Annotated in this window: 18 protein-coding genes and 1 pseudogene; 10 read left to right on the top strand and 9 right to left on the bottom strand. The window is 66.5% G+C overall.

Going from position 1 to position 20,864, the window contains the following annotated elements:
- The first annotated feature begins 63 nt into the window (after window positions 1-63).
- Both FDW84_RS05260 and FDW84_RS05265 read left to right on the top strand, forming a co-directional pair.
- Entirely contained in the window at window positions 64-1,641 is a 1,578-nt protein-coding gene (locus FDW84_RS05260; RefSeq protein ID WP_138607741.1) for a sensor histidine kinase, read from the top strand.
- Complete coding sequence (locus FDW84_RS05265) at window positions 1,638-2,303, top strand: response regulator (protein ID WP_138607281.1); 666 nt, start codon at window positions 1,638-1,640, stop codon at window positions 2,301-2,303. The genes FDW84_RS05260 and FDW84_RS05265 overlap by 4 nt, the downstream gene beginning before the upstream one ends.
- Before the next feature lie 28 nt (window positions 2,304-2,331).
- Here FDW84_RS05265 and FDW84_RS05270 read toward each other — a convergent pair whose 3' ends face one another.
- The 3 genes from FDW84_RS05270 to hutG form a co-directional block, all read right to left on the bottom strand.
- Window positions 2,332-3,345 (bottom strand): cation diffusion facilitator family transporter, encoded by a 1,014-nt coding sequence (locus FDW84_RS05270; protein ID WP_138607283.1) that lies wholly within the window; start codon window positions 3,343-3,345, stop codon window positions 2,332-2,334.
- The gene (locus tag FDW84_RS05275; RefSeq protein WP_138607285.1) at window positions 3,342-3,851 is read right to left on the bottom strand and encodes a transporter substrate-binding domain-containing protein; all 510 of its coding nucleotides are present in this window, start codon (window positions 3,849-3,851) and stop codon (window positions 3,342-3,344) included. Before FDW84_RS05275 ends, FDW84_RS05270 begins: the two co-directional genes overlap by 4 nt.
- 91 nt (window positions 3,852-3,942) lie before the next feature.
- Window positions 3,943-4,932: a formimidoylglutamase gene (gene hutG / locus FDW84_RS05280; protein ID WP_138607287.1), complete on the bottom strand. Its 990-nt coding sequence runs from the start codon at window positions 4,930-4,932 to the stop codon at window positions 3,943-3,945.
- 177 nt (window positions 4,933-5,109) lie between these two features.
- Between hutG and FDW84_RS05285 the strand changes: the two genes are divergently transcribed.
- Window positions 5,110-6,414 (top strand): cation:proton antiporter, encoded by a 1,305-nt coding sequence (locus FDW84_RS05285; RefSeq protein ID WP_138607289.1) that lies wholly within the window; start codon window positions 5,110-5,112, stop codon window positions 6,412-6,414.
- A gap of 11 nt (window positions 6,415-6,425) precedes the next feature.
- Here the strand turns inward: FDW84_RS05285 and FDW84_RS05290 are convergent, their stop codons facing one another.
- A complete protein-coding gene (locus tag FDW84_RS05290; protein ID WP_138607291.1) occupies window positions 6,426-7,865 on the bottom strand; it encodes an NCS2 family permease in 1,440 nt (479 codons plus the stop codon).
- 111 nt (window positions 7,866-7,976) lie between these two features.
- Here FDW84_RS05290 and FDW84_RS05295 point away from each other — a divergent pair, with 111 nt between their 5' ends.
- The gene (locus tag FDW84_RS05295; protein ID WP_138607293.1) at window positions 7,977-8,600 is read left to right on the top strand and encodes a copper resistance CopC family protein; all 624 of its coding nucleotides are present in this window, start codon (window positions 7,977-7,979) and stop codon (window positions 8,598-8,600) included.
- A gap of 35 nt (window positions 8,601-8,635) precedes the next feature.
- Here FDW84_RS05295 and FDW84_RS05300 read toward each other — a convergent pair whose 3' ends face one another.
- Window positions 8,636-9,262, bottom strand: coding sequence for an NAD(P)-binding protein (locus FDW84_RS05300; RefSeq protein ID WP_138607743.1), 627 nt, complete (start codon window positions 9,260-9,262; stop codon window positions 8,636-8,638).
- Window positions 9,263-9,569: 307 nt separating this feature from the next.
- On the opposite strand from FDW84_RS05300, the gene FDW84_RS05305 reads away from it, so the two are divergent.
- From FDW84_RS05305 to FDW84_RS05330, 6 genes and pseudogenes are all read left to right on the top strand, one after another.
- Window positions 9,570-10,628 (top strand): LLM class flavin-dependent oxidoreductase, encoded by a 1,059-nt coding sequence (locus FDW84_RS05305; protein WP_138607295.1) that lies wholly within the window; start codon window positions 9,570-9,572, stop codon window positions 10,626-10,628.
- Window positions 10,629-10,929: 301 nt separating this feature from the next.
- Window positions 10,930-11,967, top strand: a complete 1,038-nt coding sequence (locus FDW84_RS05310; protein ID WP_138607298.1) for a universal stress protein — start codon at window positions 10,930-10,932, stop codon at window positions 11,965-11,967.
- A 129-nt stretch (window positions 11,968-12,096) separates the two neighbouring features.
- Window positions 12,097-14,111, top strand: a pseudogene (locus FDW84_RS05315) (PEP/pyruvate-binding domain-containing protein).
- A 69-nt stretch (window positions 14,112-14,180) separates the two neighbouring features.
- Window positions 14,181-15,416 carry a LolA family protein gene (locus FDW84_RS05320; protein ID WP_240721394.1) on the top strand — a complete coding sequence of 412 codons (1,236 nt, stop codon included), beginning with the start codon at window positions 14,181-14,183 and terminating at the stop codon, window positions 15,414-15,416.
- 29 nt (window positions 15,417-15,445) lie between these two features.
- Entirely contained in the window at window positions 15,446-16,411 is a 966-nt protein-coding gene (locus FDW84_RS05325; protein WP_138607748.1) for an ABC transporter ATP-binding protein, read from the top strand.
- A 16-nt stretch (window positions 16,412-16,427) separates the two neighbouring features.
- Entirely contained in the window at window positions 16,428-17,282 is an 855-nt protein-coding gene (locus FDW84_RS05330; protein ID WP_138607745.1) for an ABC transporter permease, read from the top strand.
- A gap of 29 nt (window positions 17,283-17,311) precedes the next feature.
- On the opposite strand, the gene FDW84_RS05335 is transcribed toward FDW84_RS05330, so the two are convergent.
- The 4 genes from FDW84_RS05335 to FDW84_RS05350 all read right to left on the bottom strand — a co-directional run bounded on the left by FDW84_RS05335 (window position 17,312) and on the right by FDW84_RS05350 (window position 20,830).
- Window positions 17,312-18,232 carry a cation diffusion facilitator family transporter gene (locus FDW84_RS05335; protein WP_138607300.1) on the bottom strand — a complete coding sequence of 307 codons (921 nt, stop codon included), beginning with the start codon at window positions 18,230-18,232 and terminating at the stop codon, window positions 17,312-17,314.
- Window positions 18,233-18,242: 10 nt separating this feature from the next.
- Window positions 18,243-18,671, bottom strand: coding sequence for a metallopeptidase family protein (locus tag FDW84_RS05340; protein WP_138607302.1), 429 nt, complete (start codon window positions 18,669-18,671; stop codon window positions 18,243-18,245).
- 9 nt (window positions 18,672-18,680) lie between these two features.
- Window positions 18,681-19,664: a DMT family transporter gene (locus FDW84_RS05345; protein WP_138607305.1), complete on the bottom strand. Its 984-nt coding sequence runs from the start codon at window positions 19,662-19,664 to the stop codon at window positions 18,681-18,683.
- 119 nt (window positions 19,665-19,783) lie between these two features.
- Window positions 19,784-20,830, bottom strand: coding sequence for a PHP domain-containing protein (locus tag FDW84_RS05350; protein WP_138607307.1), 1,047 nt, complete (start codon window positions 20,828-20,830; stop codon window positions 19,784-19,786).
- Window positions 20,831-20,864 lie beyond the last annotated feature (34 nt).

Raw genomic sequence — 20,864 nt, forward strand, 5'->3', positions numbered from 1 at the left:
TGCCGCCGTACCGTGCCGGCATCAGAAACAAAAGGAATCCACGCAGTGACGCGACGAAGAGGAATGTCCCTCGCCGGGCAGTACCTTGTGCTGCAGTTGCTGATTGTCCTGGCGGTACTGGTGGCAGTGGTTGCCATCTCCCTTGCCCAGTCTGCCGCCGCCTTCGAACGCATCGAGGGCCGCCGGGCACTGTCCGCCGCTGAGGCGCTGGGGAACAACCCCGCCGTGCGGGCGCTGCTCCCGGATGCTGAGCCGCGAATAGGCGCCGCCCTTCCCGCCGTCGCCGAGTCCGTCCGTACTGTCTCCGGCTCCTCCCATGTCACGCTGGCAAAGCTTGACCGCACGGTGGTTGCCGCGTCCGACCCCGGGCTGTTGGGCAAGACGCTGGAACTGGGCGCCAGCAGGGTCATGGAGGGGCGGGCATGGACCGGTGTGGTAAGCGGAAACAGCGCTCCCGTCCTGTCCGCCCACGTGCCGGTCCTCAACGACGCCGGAAAGATGATCGGGATCGCCTCGATCAGCCGGAATTACCCGTCCACGCTTGAGCGGCTGGGGGACGCCGTCCCCAATCTCTTGACGTACCTCGGCGTCGGCAGCGTCCTGGGGGTGGCGGGGTCCCTGCTGTTGTCCCGCAGGGTCAAGCGCCAGACCCTGGGCATGGAACCCAGTGAGATTACCGGGCTCGTGGAAAACCGCGAGGCGATGCTTCAGGGGCTCAAGGAAGGCGTGGTGGCGCTTGACCCGCACGAGCGCATTACCGTGGCCAACAACAGCGCCCGCCAGCTGCTGGGCCTGCCGCCGGACTGCGTGGGCAGGAAGATTGGCTCCCTGCCCGTGGACCCTGCCCTCAAGGTGGTCCTGACCAGGGAGCAGCCGGACCCGGACCAGCTGGTGTTGGTGGGGGAGCGGCTGGTGGTGCTGAACCGGGTTCCCATCCGTTCCCGCGGCCGCGACATCGGCTCAGTGACCACGCTGAGGGACCGGACGGAGCTGTCCTCGCTGGAGCGTGAGTTGGGCGCCACCCGCACCGCCACAGACACCCTGAGGGCCCAGGCCCATGAGTTCGCCAACCAGCTGCACGTGATCTCCGGCCTGATCCAGATCGGCGAATACGACTCCGTGGTGCATTTCGTCAACGGTGCCACGGTGGACCGGACCAGGCTGAACGATGAAGTGACCAGCCGTATTCAGGACCCGGCGCTTGCCGCGCTGCTGATTGCCAAGTCCAGCCTCGCCACTGAGCGGGGAGTAGCGTTGCAGCTGGAGCCGGAGTCAGCGTTGCCTCCTGTCAGTGACGAGTTGTCCCGTGACCTCACCACGGTGGTCGGCAACCTTGTGGACAACGCGTTCGACGCCGTCACAGGGCTTCCGGGCGCGGCCGTCCGCGTGCTGGTGGAGACCTCCGCCGACGCCGTTACCGTCACGGTCCGTGATACCGGACCGGGTGTTCCGCAGCAGGCCACCGAGGAGATCTTCCGCCAGGGGTTCTCCACCAAGGAGGCCGGGCCGGCTGATGTCCGCGGCTTTGGGCTGGCCCTCTCACGGGTGGTTTGCCGGCGGTCCGGCGGTGATCTCACGGTAGCCAACGACAACGGAGCAGTCTTCACGGCACGATTCAAACGAGGTGCAACGCAGCCATGATCAAGGTACTGATCGTCGACGACGACTTCATGGTGGCCAAGGTCCATGCTGGCTTCATTCAGCGGACCGCCGGCTTCAAGGTGGTGGGCGCCGCCCATACGGGTGCGCAGGCAGTCGCCGAAACCGAACGGCTGCAGCCGGACCTGGTGCTGCTCGATATCCACCTTCCGGACATCAACGGCCTGGACCTCATGCACCGGCTGCGGGACGTGGCCCCGGAGCTGGACGTGCTGGTGATCAGCGCTGCCCGCGAGGTGGAAACTGTGCGCAAAGCGCTGCGCGGCGGAATTGTGCACTACCTGATCAAGCCGTTTTCACAATCCGACCTCCAGGAACGGCTCGAGCATTACCGGAGCGCATACCAGGGGCTGGATTCGTCCAAGGACGTCGCCGAGCAGTCTGACGTCAACCGGGTCTTCGGACTGGACCGCGCCGAGCGCCCCCTGCCCAAGGGCTGCAGCGTCGAGACCCTGAAGCTGGTGGAGACCGCGTTGAAGGAGGCCGACGGCGACCTGTCGGCTGCCGAGGTGGCCGAACAGTTGGGCACCTCACGGGTCAGTGCCCGCCGCTACCTGGAGTACCTGCATGATGAAGGCCTGCTTGAAGTCCGGCTGAAGTACGGGGTGGGCCGCCCCGAGCGCAGGTACCTGCTCAAGGTCTGAGTCCGCCCGGCTCCTGGCGCTTCAGGTCCTAGCGCTCGCCGCCGCTGGTAGGGCCGGGCACGAACTCGGACGGCAGTTCCGCCACCGGGACGATCACCATGTCCTGGACCTTCCAGTCCATGGCTACGCAGGCATCGCGGGCGGCTTCAAGCTGTGCAAGCGTGGGCACGCTGCTTCCTGCGGGAACCACGAACGATTCCACGTGGAAAACGTGTCCCTCATCGCGAATCCGCGACTTGGCATCTACGGTCCAGTCGAGATTCCTCAGGTAATCGTCCAGTTTTTCGCCCAGCGGGTGGGGTTCGCGGTCGTCGTAGGTCATGGCCCGCTTGTCCATCAGGGCTGACACGGCGCCCTTTGTATTGCGAATTCCGTCACGGAGGATACTGGTGGAGATGATGAGGGCTGCGGTGTAATCGGCCCACCAGAGGCCGAAACCGATGCCTGCCACGCCCGCCACGGCCGCTACGGCAGTCATCCAGTCCGCCTTGTTCATGTCCGCGTCGGCATACAGGACCTTGTCGTGCAGCTGCTCGGCGAGCTTCATCTTCATCCTGCCCAGGACAACGGGAGGTGCCGCGGTGAGGATCATGACGCCCATCATCAGCCAGCCCAGCCAGATGGTGGTGCCGAACAGGCTGATGCCGCCGATGGTGGGATGCTCGGCCTTCAGGAGCCCGAGCGCGGATTCCACCAGGAGGTAGCCGCCCATCACGGTCAGGGCCACTGCGGCCACCACATGCGCCACCCCGGTGGACCGGTGGTATCCGTAGGGGTGGTCCTCTGAAGGCGGCTTCCGGATGATGCGTGCAGCCACCAGGAAGGAGACAGGCGGCAGGAAGGAGAGCAGGTCCTCAATCCAGGCCGCCTTCATAGCCTGGGAGTTGCCGAGCACCAGGAACACCAGGGTGGCGGTGACCGCCAAGAAGCCCATGGTGATCCATTCGATCCTGATGGCCTGGCGCAGTGCCTTCTGTTGCTCCGCCGGCAGCTTGGTGTGCCCGAACCGGATTGCGTCACTGCTGCTCTTGACGTTGGTCATGATGACTCCTTGGCTGCCATCAGGTAGCGGTCCAGCTCAAGAAGGAACGCATTTTCTCCCAGCGGCACGAGCATGACGTGCTTGCGGAGCTTGCCCCGGTCGTCCTTTGATTCGGCATAAGGGCGGGTCAGGCCGGCATGGGTCGTCCAGGGGGTCTTGTCGTCCAGCCCGCCGATCACCAGGTCGAGCCCGCCGTGCTTAAGCTCTTCAGCCAGGACCTGCTCGGTGCCCGCCACCCATTCGACGTCCGCTCCGAGCTGCTCGGCAAAGCCCCGCACCAGCTCTGCATCCTTGCCCTGCACATCGCTGTCACGGACGTTTCTGTCCGAAGTGTCGCCACCGGAGGTCGGGACTGCCACCCAGTCCCCGTTCAGGCTCGCACCCACCCGCAGGGTGCCGCCCCGCACCCGGTCCAGGGTTCCCTCGGGGTCAGCCGGATAAGCACCGCAGCCGGAAAGGCCCAGCAACGTTGCCAGCAGAAGAACCAAGATACTGCCCCGACTCATCACCCACTCCTTCCTTTAGGCACTCAACCATCATGATAGACAGCATGCTTATCATTTGGTGAAATGCCAGGGGGAGAATGAGCCGCAGGACTTAGCGGAGGAGGGTATCCAGGAGCCGCGCCGCCACCCGGGCCGTCCGCCCGTCGATGTCGAAAGCCGGATTCAGCTCCGCGACATCAAGGTGCAGCAGCTTCCCGCTCCGGGCAATCTGCCGGCAGACGGCGCTGACGACCGGCAGTGGAACCCCGTACGCAGCCGGCGCACTGACGCCCGGAGCAACTGCTGCCGGCAGTACATCGAGGTCGATCGTCAGGTAGAGGACGTCGATGCCTGCAAGGAACCCGGCCACGAAGTCACTCACGCGCTCCGCTTCGCAGTCTTCATCCAGCAGGTACTGCACGCCCAGCCCTTTGGCCGTGTCGAAGAGCGCGCGGGTGTTGTTGGGTTCGGAGATTCCGAGGACGGCGTACCGAAACTCCCGTCCCGCGGCTGCTTCCGCCCGGGCCATCTGGAGGAACGGCGTCCCGGAACTCGGAACAGGTTCGTCGCGCAGGTCAAAGTGGGCATCGAGGTTCAGGATGCCCAGCCGCTGGCCGCGCTGTACGGCCTCGGAAGCACTGACCCCCAGATAGCTGGCGTAGGCCGTCTCGTGGCCACCGCCGAGCACAGCGGTCAGGTGACCGGAATCCAGCAGTGCAGCGACATTCCGGCCCAGGCGTTCCTGGCCGTCCTCAAGCTGACCGTTGGACACCACCACGTCCCCGGTGTCAGTGACAGACCGGTTCAGATGGAACGCCAAGGGCCCCAGAGCCTTGCGGATGGCAGCAGGTGCGGCCGCAGCGCCGGTGCGGCCCTTGTTCCTGCGCACGCCCTCGTCGCTGGCGAAACCGAGCAGCACGGCCGGCTTCTGGCTTCCCTCCACGCTGCGGGAGCCAGCGGCTCCCGCACGCGCCGTCGCAGGCGTCACGCCGTCGTAGATCGCTACCGCCTGCCACCAGCGGCGGTGGGCTGCGCCGTCGCCGTCGAACCTGCCTGTCCAAGGCTGGTACGGGACATCGACGGCAGGAATCAGTGAAGGCATGTTCCAAGCTCACCGTATGCCTGCCGGGAAAACCAGACGTGCCGCCGTCGTCATGTCTGAGATTGGAGACCAAGCACCGGCCGGAAGCACGGGCTATGGTGGAGCAGTCCCTCCCCGGGGATGTGTCACCTTGCCTGCGCCCGATGGCGCAACCAATCAAGGCCGGAGAACAGCACCATGTTTGAAGCCCCCAATATTCTCTATGCCGCCGCCGGTATGGCCGTGTTCGTGGCCGCAGTACTCCCTAAGCTGCTGCGCGACATGCCTTTTTCCATGCCCATGGTGTTCCTCGGAGCGGGAATGGGTGCATTCGCACTGATACCCACCCTTCCTGATCCGGATCCCATAGCCCACGGCGATGTCGTTGTGCACCTTTCAGAAATTTGCGTCATCATCTCGCTGATGGGCGCCGGGCTGGCGCTGGATCGGCCCGTCGGCCGCAGGCGCTGGTCAACCACATGGCGGCTCCTGGGAATTGCCATGCCGCTGTGCATCATTGCCCTGACACTGATGGGGCTGTGGTTCCTGGGCTTGGGCCTGGGCGCCGCCCTGCTGGTGGGGTCCAGCCTCGCACCCACGGATCCTGTCCTGGCCTCGGAAGTGCAGGTGGGCGAACCGGCGGACCATGACGATGGCGCCAACCAGGAAGATGAGGTGCGCTTCGGGCTCACGTCGGAAGCCGGCCTCAATGACGGGCTGGCCTTTCCCTTTGTGTACCTGGCCATCGCCATCAGCATTACAGGATCGTCACCTTCCGCGTGGTTTCCGGAGTGGTTCGGCGTGGATGTGCTCTGGCGGCTGGCCATTGGGCTGCTGGGCGGCTTCCTGACCGGCAAGCTCCTGGCCCGGCTTTTCTTTTCAGCCCGCGCCGAAAGCCTGCGGCTGTCCAACCACTCGGAGGGGTTCGTTGCGCTCGCGGCCACCTTCCTGGCATATGGGGTGACCGAGATGGTGGAGGGTTACGGCTTCATCGCAGTGTTTGTCTGTGCCGTGACCATCCGTGCGGCGGAACGCACCCACGGCTACCACCGCGTCCTGCACTCCTACGTTGAGCAGTTGGAGCGGCTCCTGACCGTAGTGATCCTGGTCCTGCTGGGCGGCGCTATCGCGCGCGGACTGCTGGAAGGGATCGGCTGGGCGGAAGTGCTGGTGGCGTTGGCATTCCTGCTGGTGGTCCGGCCGCTGGCGGGTTGGGTGGGGCTTCTGCGCGGCAAGACGGGACCGCGGGAGCGGATTGCCCTGTCCTTCTTCGGGATCCGGGGGATCGGCTCGCTCTACTACCTCTCCTATGCCCTGGGCAAGGGCGAGTTCGGTGACCAGGCCGAGCGGCTCTGGGCGTTCATCGGGCTGGTGGTGGCGCTTTCCATCGTGATCCACGGCGCCACCACCTCGCCGCTGATGAACCGGCTGGACAAGTTGCGGGAAAGGAAGGCCCGGGCAGTGTCCGGTGATGAGGGACTCGCGCCCAACACGCCGGTGTAGGGCATGCGCGTTTACATGCCCATTGCGGCCTCGATGGGGCCGACAGCGAAGAACAACAGGAAGGCCGCGGCTACGGCCCACATCAGGGGGTGGATTTCCTTGATCCGGCCCTGGAAGGTGCGGATCAGGACGAATGCGATGAACCCTGCACCCAGGCCGTTGGCGATCGAGTACGTGAACGGCATGAGCGTGAAGGTCAGGAAGGCCGGGATCGCGACGCCCCAGTCCTGCCAGTCAATCCTGCCCACCTGGGACACCATCATGAAGCCCACCACGACCAGGGCCGGGGCCACTGCCTCGAAGGGGACCAGATTGATGAGCGGGGTGAAGAACATGGCCACCAGGAACAGCAGGCCGGTGACGATCGAGGCGATGCCGGTGCGGGCACCTTCGCCGATGCCGGCGCCGGCTTCGACGTAGATCTGGTTGGAGGAAACGGAGGCTCCGCCGCCCACGATCGCGCCCAGGGCATCCACCTGGAGGACCCGGTCGACGTCGGGAATGTTGCCGTGTTCATCCACGGTGCCTGCCTCGTTGGCCAGGCCTACCATGGTGCCCATGGCGTCAAAGAAGATGCTGAGCAGGATCACGAAGGCAAGGAGGGTAGCTGCCACGAAACCCAGGTGCCCGAAGGCGCCGAACGGGTTTGCCTTGCCAAGCAGGGACAGGTCCGGGGCCGCCCATCCGGTAAAGGTCGGAGCCACGAGGGACCAGCCCTGCGGGTTGGAGGTCTCGCCGTCGAAGCTCGGCCCGATGTGCAGGGTCATCTCCAGGAGCACCGAGATGATCGTGGACGTGATGATGCCGATCAGAATGGCACCCTTGACCTTGCGCACCACCAGGGCAATGGTCAGGATCAGGCCGAACACGAACACCGCGGTGGGCCAGCCCAAAAGCTTGCCTTCATAGCCCAGGCCAACCGGAACGGTGGTGCCGGCAACGTCAGGGATGCGGCGCACGAAGCCGGCATTGACCAGTCCAATCAGCGCGATGAACAGCCCGATGCCCACCACGATCGCGGTCTTCAGCCCGTCCGGCACGGCTTTGAAAACTGCGGTGCGGAACCCGGTGAGGACCAGGATGAGCATGGTGACGCCGGACAGGACCACCAGGCCCATCATGTCCGGCCAGGTGAGCCCCGGGTTGGTGGCAACGGTGACCGCCACGAACGCGTTGACGCCCAGGCCGGTGGCCAGCGCGAAGGGGTGCTTTGCCCAGGCGCCCATCAGGATGGTCAGGAGCCCGGCCACGAAGGCTGTCACGGCAGCCACCGCCGTGAAGCCCAAGGTGGCGCCGGTGGAGTCCGGCCCGGAGAGGATCAGGGGGTTCAGCACCACGATGTAGCTCATGGCAAAGAACGTGGCGAAGCCGCCGCGGATCTCGCGGGAAAGATTCGAACCGCGCTCCGTGACCTTGAAATACCGGTCCAGGGCAGAGCCTTGCTTAAGCATTAGTCCTCCGGGGAAGTCTGTGGGGATACCTGCATCCTATGGGGGCGGGGGCAGGACGGCCGGCAAATTCGCTTAGTCTGTAAGGAAGCCAACACAAGGAGCAGCCCAAGCATGCGTCCCATTCGCCGCCAGATCCTGAGCCTTGCGCTTGGGTTCCTCGTTTCCGCTGCCGCCGTGCTGGGACTGACCGGTCCCGCCGCCGCGCACGATGCCGCTGAATCCAGCAGCCCCTCCCCGGGCGCGTCCCTGCCAGCGCCGCCGGAACTGGTCTCTGTCACCTTTAACAGGAACCCCCTCGGCATCGGTGCCTCGTTTTCCATCAAAGACTCCTCGGGCACAGAGTGGGCTGACGGGCCGGTGGAGATCGTGGACAACATCGCATCGCAAAAGCTTCGCGCGGGAGGCCCTGCGGGGGAATACACGGTCGCGTGGCGGGTGGTGAGCTCAGACTCGCATCCCATCGAGGGGACTTTTGGCTTCACGGCTGCTGCCGCGGGCGGGCCGGCTGCCCCCCAGGCTGCTCCGGCAACCGTTCCGGCGGCGCCAGCTCCTGCGGCATCTGCACCGGCTATTGGTACCGCACAGCCCGGATCCACCATGGAGCGTGCGGAACCCGTGGACGCCTCCGAGCCGTTCCAGTGGAGCATCGTCATTTTCGCCGTCGTCGCGGTGGGGCTGCTTGCAGCCCTTGCCATCCTCGCCCGGCGCAGGCTAACGGCCGCAAGCGACGAATAGAAGGCGCCGCCGGCAGCCGGGGGCGCCTTCGCGTGCTAGCAGGGCAGGGCCGCGAAGCTTCCGGTGGCCGGGTAGGTCACGGTGTCCGGATGTACCTTGGCGGAAATGGCGTGGCCTACAGTCTTGGCTTGGCGCAGGACCTCTTTCGGTGATGGCGTGAGGAGCTCTCCCACGCCCACCAGGTAAATACCGATGGCCCGCATCGCGGCAGCGACGTTCCTTCCCACTGTGATACCGAAATCATTGATCATCCGGCGGAGCTGGCTGTGGGCGCAGCGGGTCAGGACGATGTGGTCAGCCACCAGGATTCCGGTGGGAGTGTGCACCTCCCACTGCGGAGCGGCGGTGCGCTCCGCTACCCCGTCCACCATGGACAACTGGACGGCGCGGGTAGTAGTGCGCACGTCCACCTCATGGCTCACGGCGTAGTTCCGGAGGTGGCGCATGATCTCGTGCCGTTCGCGAAGGGTGGCGGAGTCGGCTGCGTCGCAGCGTTGGAGCGCGGCGGTGTTGGGCGTCTGTGCGGCGCCCACGATGTCCAGTCCGTCCACCACAATTGCATCGACGCCGCGGCGGCACAGCTCAGCAGCCACGGCAAGGCCGGACAGGCCCGCGCCGATGATCACAGTGGTGGTCTGCTCGGTCCGGGCATTCCGAGGCATGGTTGACACGACAGTTCCCTCCTTCGAAGCTTCGCAGGTGCAGGCGTCCTCGCCCGCGCGCGTCCCAGTACCCCCAAAGTGCGGCCGCAGTGTTGCCGGGCAGCTTTCGAACGAAAGTGGAAGTCGGCGTCCCGGACCAACAATGTCCTGAAGACTACAGAACATTTTCGCCCGTGAACAGGCCGCAAGGGAAGATTCTTCTGCCCAAAATGGAGTCGAAGAAAGTGCTGCCTCCGGCGGCACGCTCTGGACGCCGTTCGGGCGCTTACTCTGAATAGCAGCCATATCCCGATCCTGAAGGAAGCTCATGCCCGACCCCGCACGACCATTGCGCAAGCTCGGATTCCTCACCATTGGCCTGTTCGATCCGGCCGATCCCGCAGCAGGCCACGAGTCAACTCTGCAGGTCATCGAACTGGGCGAGCGGCTCGGGTTCGACAGCGCCTGGCTGCGCCACCGCCATTTGCAGTTCGGAATTTCCTCTCCCATCGCAATGATGGCCGCAGCCAGCCAGCGCACCTCCCGGATCGAGCTTGGAACCGCTGTCACCCCGCTGGGCTGGGAGAACCCGCTGCGGATGGCGGAGGACCTGGCCACCGTGGATCTGCTCGCCGGAGGGCGAATCAATCCGGGGCTGAGCGTGGGGGAACCGATGCACTACGACACGGTCAAGCACGAGCTGTACCCGGATTCCGCGGAGCTGGAGGACTTCAGCTACGCCCGCGTGGAGCGGTTTGCCCGCCTGGTTGCTGGGGAACCGGTGCGGGATTTCTCCGGCAGGCAAGGTGTGGTGGAGGAGTTCTCCAACCGCGTCGAGCCGCACTCTCCCGGGCTGCGTTGCCGCCTTTGGTACGGCGCTGGCAGCACGAAGTCGGCGGTGTGGGCCGGTGCCAACGGCTTCAACCTGCTCTCCAGCAGCGTGGTTTTCCCCGAACCGGACCAGGAGCCGGACTTCGCCAAGATCCAACAATCACAAATCCGCGCCTACCGTGAAGCCGCTGCATCATCTGCGCAAGCGGACCGGCGTGCCCGGGTGTCGCAGGGCCTGGTGGTAATTCCCACCGATTCAGCATCGCCGGAACAGCGGGAAAAGTACCGGCGGTACGTCGACGAGCGCACGCCCCGCACGCGGGCGCCACAGGGGCCAAAGGGCATGCTGTTCGCCCCGGACCTCATCGGCACCAGCGATGAAATCGCCGAGCAGCTGTACGCACACGCAGGATTCCAGGAAGTTGACGAGGTGGCGTTCGCCCTGCCCTTCAGCTTTGACCACGAGGATTACGTCCAGATCCTTACGGACATCGCCGGCAAACTGGGTCCCGCACTTGGCTGGACCCCAGCCGGGGCAGGACGCGACTCGCGATAACCGGCAGCCACACGGTGACATAGCCTTCGATACCTGCCGCGCCCCGTACGCAGGAGTCAACGCGTTTCACACCCCGGAGAAAGCTTTTCCCGAACATGGCGGACAGGCTGTGGAAAAGCTGTGGATATTGTGTGGATTCCGCGCCTGGCCAGGCTTGCCATGGCAGGGCCGACGGAGAATAGTGAGAACCGGAAGCGGCAGTCTCGGCTGCGGCTGCGGCTGCTGACCGGGTGCGCAGCGAACTGTCCGCTTTCTGGCAGAATAGCGGCAACATCAGGCAGTAGCGCAAGGAGGCGGCCCCATGGGCGCACATGAATTGCATCCGGACCCGGCCCGGGACGGTGGCGGCAATTCTGCCGCTCCCGAAGGAATCGTTGTGGGAGTCGACGGGTCGGACCACGGCCAGTGCGCCCTGGTGTGGGCAGCCCGCGAAGCCCAGCGCCGCCGTCGGCCGCTGCACATTGTCACCGCATATTCCGTTCCCATTTTTGCTGCCTCAGGCCTCGACGGCGGCTACGCCACCGTGGATGATTCCGTGATCCGGGAAGGTGCGGAGGCGATCGTCAGGCAGGCGCTGGAGAAGGTCTTGTCCTACGACATCGACGTCACCGGATCCGTGGAAAACGGAGATGCTTCCGGTGTGCTGCTGGAGATGTCCGAGACCGCCGAACTCCTGGTTTTCGGCACCCGCGGCCGTGGCGGGTTTGTGGGCAGGCTGCTCGGTTCAGTAAGCAGCGCGCTGCCGGCCCACGCCAAGTGCCCCACCGTGACCATTCCCCTGGTTTGCGCGGACCGCTTGGGTGAGTCCACCGAGGACCGGCGCATCAGGGTTGAGCAGGCCAAAGCCGGGCACCAGCGCGTCGAAAACGTGGTGGTGGTAGGCGTGGACGGCTCAGAGCAGGCGCGCGTGGCCGTGCTGGAGGCGGCCGACCAGGCTGAACGGTTGGGTGCCATCCTCCGGGTGGTGTGTGCGGTGCCCCAGTACAGCGGGTCCCTGGCCTGGGTTCCCGCTCCCATGGACCGCAAGGCCCTGTTTGCCGACATCCGGACCACCCTGGACGCCGGCATGGCCTGGCTGCGGAGCCACTTCCCCAACCTGCCTACCGAGTCAGTGCTCAAGGATGGTTCGCCCGTGGACGTCCTGGTTGAAGAAAGCCGCCGCGTTGAACTGGTGGTGGTTGGCACCAGGGGCCGCGGCGGCTTCACCGGGATGCTCCTGGGATCAACATCCGATGGGGTGCTCCACCACGCCAAAGGCCCAGTAATGGTGGTCCCGGACAGGGAGGACCCGCGCCTAACGGACCGTTCGCGCTTTGGGCCAATGCTCGACGCATCGTGACCTGAGTTTCCCACCGGGAGCACCAGCATGGCTGCCGATCCGGCACGGAAGCCGGGGCACGAGTCCTCCGTACTGGGCGGGGGAAACAGCGCAGGCCTGGTCCTTCCCCTCAGCCAGGTCGGTTGCGGCATGCTTCGGCTGGTGGGCGGCAAGGCAGCCAACCTTGGGTGGACTGGCAGCGGCAGGGCTGCCGGCGCCTGACGGCTTCTGCCTCACCACCGAGGCCTACCGGGTGGCCACCAGGACGGTCAGCGATGGTGCCCTGCGGGAGCTCGGTAAACTCCAGGCATCGCTGCAGTGGGGCCAGGCAGCCACGTCCGGGAGCGCAGCCATGGCCACTCCGCTTGCCGCGTGGGCCGGCAGGGCACGCGAGGCTATCCGATCCGCTCCCGTCCCGCCGCGGATCGCGGCAGCGGTGGAGCAGGCATATGCAGCGCTGGGAAAGGCAACTCCGGTGGCGGTACGTTCCTCCGCCACCGCGGAAGACCTTCCGTTCGCGAGCTTCGCCGGCCAGCAGGACACCTACTTGAACGTGATCGGAGCTGAGGCCGTCCTGGAAGCCGTGCGCAACTGCTGGGCGTCCCTCTGGACAGACCGGGCGGTGGCTTACCGCGCGGCCCTGGGCATCGCGCTGGATCCTGCCGCGGATCTTCGATGTTATGGAAGCCAGGTCCGCCGCGGTGTTCCGCCAGGTTTTTGCGGACCCCCGGTTTTCGGTGACCCGCAGGACGCCGCTCGGACTCGTGCGCCACGTCCTGCCGGTGGCGGTGCGCGCCCGGGTCCCGGAGAGCCTTCTCCGAGCGCTGCTGGTGCCCAGGGCGGCGCTGCGACGGCTGGACCGTGTCACCCGCCGGTTCTCGGATGAGCTGGAGCCGGAGTCCGGAGCAGGGCCGGCTGCCCGGCTGGACCACGCCGAGCGGCTCATGGGACGGCTCTTCGCAGTGGTTCCAGGCATCCTGCCCCTGCCCGCTGTGGGGTGCGGGATGCTGTGGCTGGCCGGCAGGCTGCTCGGTCCCAACCGCTGGGAGGACCTGCAGCAGGTGCTCCGGGGCCTGCCCGGCAACGTCACCACGGAAATGGACCTGGACCTGTGGCGCCTTGCCTCGGCCGTGAAGGAGGACCGGGAATCACGCCTTGCCCTGGAAACAAGGAAGCCTGCCGCACTCGCAGCGTACTTCGGTGCCGGAGGCCTTCCCCCTGTCCTGCACGCAGGCCTGGCGCGGTTCCTGGACCGCTACGGGCACCGGGCTGTAGCCGAAATCGATGTCGGGATGCCCAGGTGGTCGGACGACCCCACGCACATCCTGGGCGTCCTGGCCAATTACCTGCCTTTGGCAGATCCCGCGTTGGCTCCGGATGAACAGTTTTCAAGGGCTGAGGCGGAGGCTGTCGCAGCCGTGGAACGGCTGGTGGCCGAGGCCCGCAGCAAGGGCAGGGTGCGTGCGCTGCTGGTGGGCGCCGCACTGCGCCGCGCCAGGCTCTTTGCGGGGATACGGGAACTACCCAAGTACCAGGTGGTCCTCGGCCTGGCCGAAGTACGGAAGCAGCTGCGGCAGGTGGGAGCTGTGCTCGCCGCGGATGGCCGGCTGGAGAACCCTGACGATATCTTCTTCCTCGATTTCGCTGAGGCCAGGCAGGCTCTCAACGGAGCGGGTAACGACGGGAAGGACTCTGACGGGGCCGGTCCTCCGGGGACGCTGCGCGGACTCGTCCTGGAGCGGCGTGCCGCCTACTCGCGGGAACTGGGCCGGCGGCACGTCCCCAGGGTGGTGCTCTCGGACGGCACCGAGCCCGAAGTGTTGTATGCCGCCGGTACAGGAGCAGCGGAGGGCGGGCTCTCCGGAAGCCCGGCTTCGGCGGGTTCGGTCACGGCTCCCGCCAGGGTCATCCTGGATCCTGTCGGCGCCCGCCTCGAACCGGGCGAAATCCTGGTGGCGCCGTCCACGGATCCCGGCTGGACCCCCTTGTTCCTGACCGCTGGCGGCCTGGTCATGGAGATGGGCGGCCCCAACTCGCATGGGGCGGTGGTGGCGCGGGAGTACGGGATCCCGGCCGTGGTGGGCGTTCCGGAGGCCACCGTCCGGCTCACCACCGGGCAACGGATAACGGTCGACGGCGGCGCGGGAACCGTAGTGCCCGGGTAGCCCATACGCTAACCGCAGATAGGCCGCTGGGCAGGTGTATGGGCGGGCACCGAGGCGTACCCTTGGACTATGGGCTCCAGCGACGGGGTGGACGGGACAATGAACCGGATTATGAACGGCCGGCAAAGGCAGCACGCGCCGGAGGTCCGCGGTGCCGATCGCGCGCGGAACCGGGCGTGGCTGCGGTGGGTTCCGGCAGCCACCGTGCCTGCAGTCATCGCAGCCGGGGTTCTGGCCGGCACCATTCCGGCCCGGGCGGGTGATCCCCTGCCAACCAAGACTCCCGCTGAAGTCATGGCCCTGGCGGCTGGACACAGGACCCATACTTTTTCCGGCACGATCGAACAGTCCTCGGAGCTGGGACTGCCGGAGCTGCCCGCAACAGGTCCCACCGCAGGCCCCGCATCGGCTGACGGGATCGCATCCGCCATGGAGTTCCTCACCGGCGAGCACACTGCCCGGGTGTTCATGGACGGCAAAACCAACGCGCGGATCCAGGTGGTGGACCGGCTCGCCGAAAGGGATGTGATCCGCAGCGGCGACGAAGTCTGGTTCTACTCCTCAAGGGATAACTCCACCGCCCACCTGACCCTGCCCGGCGACGCGAGCGACCTGCCGCTGGCCCACCCTGGGACCCCAGCCGCCCCGCACACGCCCCAGGAACTTGCCGATAAGTTCCTGGCGGCAGCGGACAGCTCCACTGCCGTCTCCGTGGGCCCCGACGTGCAGGCCGCCGGGCGCGCCGCCTACAACCTGCTGCTTGAGCCACGCACCAACGGCACCCTTGTGGGGAAGGTGGCCATCGCCGTCGACGCAGCCACCGGGATGCCCCTCTCCGTCCAGGTGACGGCCCGCGGCGCATCCCGGCCTGCTTTCAGTGCCGGATTCACCAGCCTGTCGCTGGACCAGCCGGACGTGGCACTGTTCAACTTCGTCCCCCCGCCGGGCAGCATGGTGGAGGAACTGCAGCCCCGCCACCATGAACGGCAGTCGCTCAACCCGGGAATTCCGGATTCGCACCCAACTCGGGAAGACCTGGCGGCGGCCCTTGAGCAGAAGGCCGGGGAATACACAACAGGCTCGGGTTGGGAGACAGTAGTGGAAGTTCCGGCGGAGGCGGGGGCCGCCTCGCGCCTGGATGCTCTGCTGGCCGGCAATCCGCTGCTGGCGCAGGCCGCCGTCGCCGTTCCCGGCGGGCGCGTGTTGTCCACCGCCCTGTTCAACGTCCTGCTCACCGACGACGGCCGGGTCTACGCGGGCATGGTCCCGGTGGAGAGGCTGCAGGCAGCATCCGCGGCTCCGTGACAGCAGCCGCGGGAGGCCCCGAATCCCGGATGTACGGCCTGACCATCGAGACGAAGGGGCTGACTAAGCGCTTCGGGCAGCAGGTGGCGGTGAATGCCCTCGATCTGGTGGTACCCCAGGGCGCCGTCTTTGGCTTCCTGGGACCCAACGGCTCTGGAAAAACCACCACCATCAGGATGCTGCTGGGGCTCGCGGCGGCCTCGGCCGGAACCGTCAAACTACTGGGGATGGAGATGCCCGGCCAGTTCCGGGAAGTCCTCCCACGGGTCGGGGCGCTGGTGGAGGGGCCAGCCTTCTATCCATTCCTTTCCGGGTCTGAGAACCTCCACCGCCTTGACGCCGCCACCCGGCATGCCGCCCCAGGCACCCGGAAAGCACGGGTGGACCAGGCGCTGGAACGGGTGGGCCTCAGCCATGCCGCCGGCAAACGGGTCCACGCGTATTCCCTGGGCATGAAGCAGCGGCTGGGGATCGCCAACGCCCTGCTTTCCCCCCGGGAGCTGCTGGTGCTCGATGAACCGACCAATGGGCTGGATCCCCAGGGCACCAGGGAGGTGCGGAACCTGGTCAGATCCCTGGCGGCGGACGGAACCACGGTTTTTGTTTCCAGCCACCTGCTGGCCGAGGTTGAACAGATCTGTACCCACGCGGCCGTGATGAGCGCCGGCCGGCTTGTGGCCCAGGGCCCGCTGCCCGACCTGAGGCGGTCCGGAAGCGCCCGCATCCGCGTGGTAACGCCGGACGGCGGCCCCGCGGCTTCCGTCCTGGCCCGCCTTGGGCTGGCACCTGAACCCGCACCGGAACAGCCGGACGGCCAGGTGGTGATGGCGGCGCTCGCCGGACTGGGCGCGGACACGGGACGTCCCGCCCCTGAGGACATTGTGGCTCACCTCGTGGCGGGGGGCGTGCGGGTCCGTGGATTCGTGGTGGAACGGGAAAGCCTCGAGGACAGGTTTGTGGCGTTGACCGGGGAGGGGTTCGACGTTGTCCAGTAGCGTACGGCCGGAGACTCTGGGAACAGCAGACGCAACGGATGCGGCGCCGCCGGGGGGATGGGGGCTTTCCCTATTTTGGTCAGAACTCCGGGTGTTGTTCGGCCGCCGCCGGACCTGGGCCCTGCTGCTTGCGCTTGCCGCCATTCCGGTGCTGATCGCGGTGGCCGTCCGCCTTTCATCCGCTGTCCCTGCCGGGCGCGGCCCGGCCTTTCTTGACCGTATCTCCCAGAACGGGCTGTTCGTTGCGTTCACTGCCATGCTGGTATCCGTTCCGTTGTTCCTGCCGTTGACCGTGGGGGTGGTGGCAGGGGACACGATCGCGGGCGAAGCCAACCTGGGGACGCTGCGATACCTGCTCGTCGCACCCACCGGCCGGGTGCGGCTGCTCCTGGTCAAGTACGCGGGGGCGCTGGCCTTCTGCCTGGCCGCACCGCTCACGGTTGGCCTGGCCGGTGCCGCCATCGGCGCAGCACTCTTCCCGGTGGGCCCGGTGACCCTGCTGTCCGGGGACGTGATCGAGCCGCCCCAGGCCGCGTTGCGCATCCTGCTGATAGCGGCGTACCTTGCCGTCTCCCTGGCCGGGCTCTCAGCAGTCGGGCTGTTCCTGTCCACCCTGACGGTGGTTCCGGTAGGTGCCATGGCTGCCACGGTTGTGGTGTCCGTGGTGTCCCAGGTCCTGGACCAGCTGCCGCAGCTGGAGTGGCTGCACCCGTGGCTTTTCAGTCACTACTGGCTGGGCTTCGGGGACCTGCTCCGGCAACCCCTGCTGTGGGACTCGTTCGCCAGTAACGCCCTGCTCCAGGCGGGGTATGTGGCAGTGTTCGGCGCGCTCGCCTACGGCCGCTTTGTCACCAAGGACATCCTGAGCTGACGGCAACCGCCCAGAGGAGCGCCGTCCGGTCAGGCGTGCTGGTGCGCCTCGTGCTCGGAGTGGCTGGCAGGCTCCAGCTGGAAGGTGCAGTGGTCGGTATCGAAGTGTGAGCCGAGGCAGGTGATCAGCTTGTCCAGCAGCTGGTCCGCTCCACGCGCGTTGAGCACCCCGTCTTCCACCACCACATGTGCCGAAAAGACGGGAACGCCGGAGGTGATGGTCCAGATGTGGATATCGTGCACGTCTGTCACGCCCTCGACGGACAGGATGTGCTCACGGATCATCTGTACTTCCACACCCTTGGGGCTGGCCTCCAGCAGGACATCCACCACATCGCGCAGCAGTGTCCAGGCCCGGGGCAGGATCAGCAGGGCGATCAGGACGGAGGCGATGGTGTCAGCCGCGTTGAAGCCGGTCACCATGATTACCACTGCCGCTGCGATGACGGCGAAGGAACCCAGGAGATCGCCCAGCACTTCCAGGTAGGCTCCCCGCACATTGAGGCTTTCCCGGTGCGCACCGTGCAGGATCACAAGGGAAACCACGTTGGCGGCGGCGCCGAGGATAGCGGCGAACAGCATGATGTCGGTCTGGACTTCCGGTGCAGCCCCGATCCGCCTGACCGCCTCAGTGAAGATGACCACCGAAATCACCACCAGGATCAGCGCATTGGCCATCGCGGCGAGCACCTCGGCACGCTGGTAGCCGTACGTCCTCTGGTCACTGGCGGGACGCCCTGCTATCCACGAGGCCAGCAGGGCGATGGTCACGCCTGCTGCATCCGAGAGCATATGGCCTGCATCGGCAAGCAGGGAGAGCGAACCTGAAAGGACGGCGCCCACAACCTGCACCAGGACCACGGTGAGGGTGATCACCAGCACGGCCACCAGCCGCTTCCGGTGCCGGCCGGTTGCCGTAATGCCATGCGCGAGGCTGTGGTTGTGTCCCATGCCTACAAGGCTAGCCCCAGCCAAGCTCGTGCAGCCGGTGGTCGTCTATTCCAAAGTGGTGGGCGATTTCGTGCACCACGGTCACCGCGACTTCGTGGATGACGTCCTCCCGGGAGGCGCAGATCTCCAGAATGGGTTCACGGAAGATGGTGATCCTGTCAGGCAGGGATCCGGCGTCCCACCAGGAATCGCGTTCTGTCAGCGGCACGCCCTCGTAAAGCCCCAGGAGTACGGTGTCCGGGTCCTCCCCGGGCCGCGGCACATAGTCGTCCTCGATGAACACCGCCACGTTGTCCATGGCACGCGCCAGCTTGTCCGGGATGCTGTCCAGCGCGTCCTGGACAGCGGACTCGAACTCGTCGGCCGGCATGGTGAAGTGCAGGGGCTCGCTGGGACCCTCGGGAATGATGGGCAGTCCCGGCGGCAGGCTGGCTGGCATACTTCGACTTTAGCGGGAAGCAGCCGGTCCCGTTCCCGGAACTTGCCGGCTCCTGCGCCGGGTCAGCGCCACGCCCACCAGGCAGACCAGCCCGCCCACCAGGCCCAGTGCGGTGGGTATTTCACCCAGCAGGAGCCAGGAGATCATGATGGTGGTTCCGGGCACCAGGTACGTGGTGGCGGCCAGTTTCCCGGCGTCCACCAACGAGAGGGCGTAGGCCCATGTGGTGAATGCAATCGCCGTGGGAAAGATCCCCAGGTAGACAAGCCCCCAGGCAGCCGCCGGCGGCGCGGCCTGCACTTCTGCGACCAGCTGGCCCGTGAAGGGCAGGCAGCACAGCGCCCCCACCAGGATCCCGAACCATGTGGCCTGGGCGGCAGGAAACCTGCGCAGCACCGGCTTCTGGACAATGACGCTGACGGCGGCGAGCACGGCGGCAAGGAGGCATAGCAGCACGCCCGCCACATCCGCCGTCGGACGTTCCCCTGAAGGGGACCCCTGGCTGGAACCGAAGGCGATCAGCGTCACCCCGGCGAAGGCAACCAGGCTCCCGATGATGAGCCACCGGGGGAAGCCCTCCTTGAGGAAAAGGCCCGCCATGATGGCCACCAGGATGGGGTTCACGTTAATGAGCAGGGCGCTGGTGCCCGCGTCCAGCACGTGCTCGGCGGCGTTCAGGGCCACGTTGTACCCGCCGAACCACATCACGCCGTAGGCGACGATCGGCCACCACTGCCTGCCCTTCGGGAGGAGCCGGCTCTTCAGGAGTTGGGGGAGGACCAGCAGGGACAGCACGACGGCGGCAATCGCCAGCCTGCCAAGGGTCAGGGAACCAGGGGAGAAGTGCGGGCCGATGGCCCGGATCCCCACGAAGGCTGACGCCCAGAGGACCACGGTGACCACCATGGCGGCAACCCCCAGCGCGTTGACCGGGCTGGCAGCCGATTCGGGACGTACGGTGGCGGTCCTGCCGGCGGGACTGGGTGAAGGCATGAAGCCAATCTAACCGGAGGATGGAGCAGCGGGCTGGCGGAAATCAGCCATCCCTGGCCAACATCCTGCCAAAGACATCAACTGTCCCGGGGCAAGCCCCTCGTCCACGCCAAGTAGGGCTAGTTGCCCGGCGCCGCCCACTCAAGGAGACGCTCCACCGGCCAGGTGGTGATGATCCGGTCTGCCGGGACGCCGTTCCGCTCCGCGCGCTCGGCGCCGTACTGCAGGAAATCCAGCTGCCCCGGAGCGTGGGCGTCGCTGTCGATGGAAAACAGGCACCCTGCGTCCAGCGCCAGTTGGATCAGCGCGTCCGGCGGATCCTGGCGCTCAGGCCGGGAATTGATCTCCACTGCCACATTGTTTTCCGCGCAGGCGGCGAAGACTTCCTTGGCATCGAACTCCGACGGCGGACGCGTCCCCCGGGAGCCCTCCACCAGCCGGCCTGTGCAGTGGCCCAGGACGTTGGTGTGCGGGTCCTGGATTCCGCCCAGCATGCGCCGGGTCATGGTTTTCCGATCGGCCCTGAGCTTCGAATGGACGCTGGACACCACGATGTTCAGGCGGTCCAGCAGCTCCGGGTCCTGGTCCAGCTCCCCGGACTCCAGGATGTCCACTTCGATGCCGGTCAGCAGGCGTACGCCGGTACCCGCCCGGCCGTCCGAGCCGGAGCGGGTGCCGTTGTTTATTTCGTCCACCACGTCCAGCTGCTGCAGCAGGCGTTCGGCTGAAAGCCCATTGGCGATGGTGAGGTTGGGGGAGTGGTCCGTAAGCGCGAGGTATTCCCTGCCAAGAACCCCTGCGGCCGCCACCATCAGCTCGATGGGGGATCCGCCGTCGGACCAGTCACTGTGGCTGTGCAGGTCTCCCCGCAGCGCGTCCCGGATGGTGGAGCCGCCGGAAGCGAGCGGCTTGGCGCCTTTTTCCCGCAGGTCCGCCAGGTACTCCGGGACCTGGCCCTCCACGGCCTGACGGATCACCTGGTAGGTCCGGTCACCTATGCCCTTCATTGACTTCAGCCGCCCGTTCCGGGCACGGGCAGCCACTTCCTCCGCAGGCAGCGGGCTGATGGCGGCGGCTGCTTTGCGGAAGGCCTGGACTTTGAAGGTGGCAGCGCGTCCGCGCTCCAGCCAGAAAGCAATCTCGTTGAGTGCTGCTACGGCATCCATCCGTCCATCTTCACCTGTCCCGCGCCCCCAGGGG

Origin of the sequence: Pseudarthrobacter sp. NamE5, from assembly GCF_005796225.1 — a bacterium.
In the GTDB taxonomy this organism is placed as follows: Bacteria; Actinomycetota; Actinomycetes; order Actinomycetales; family Micrococcaceae; genus Arthrobacter.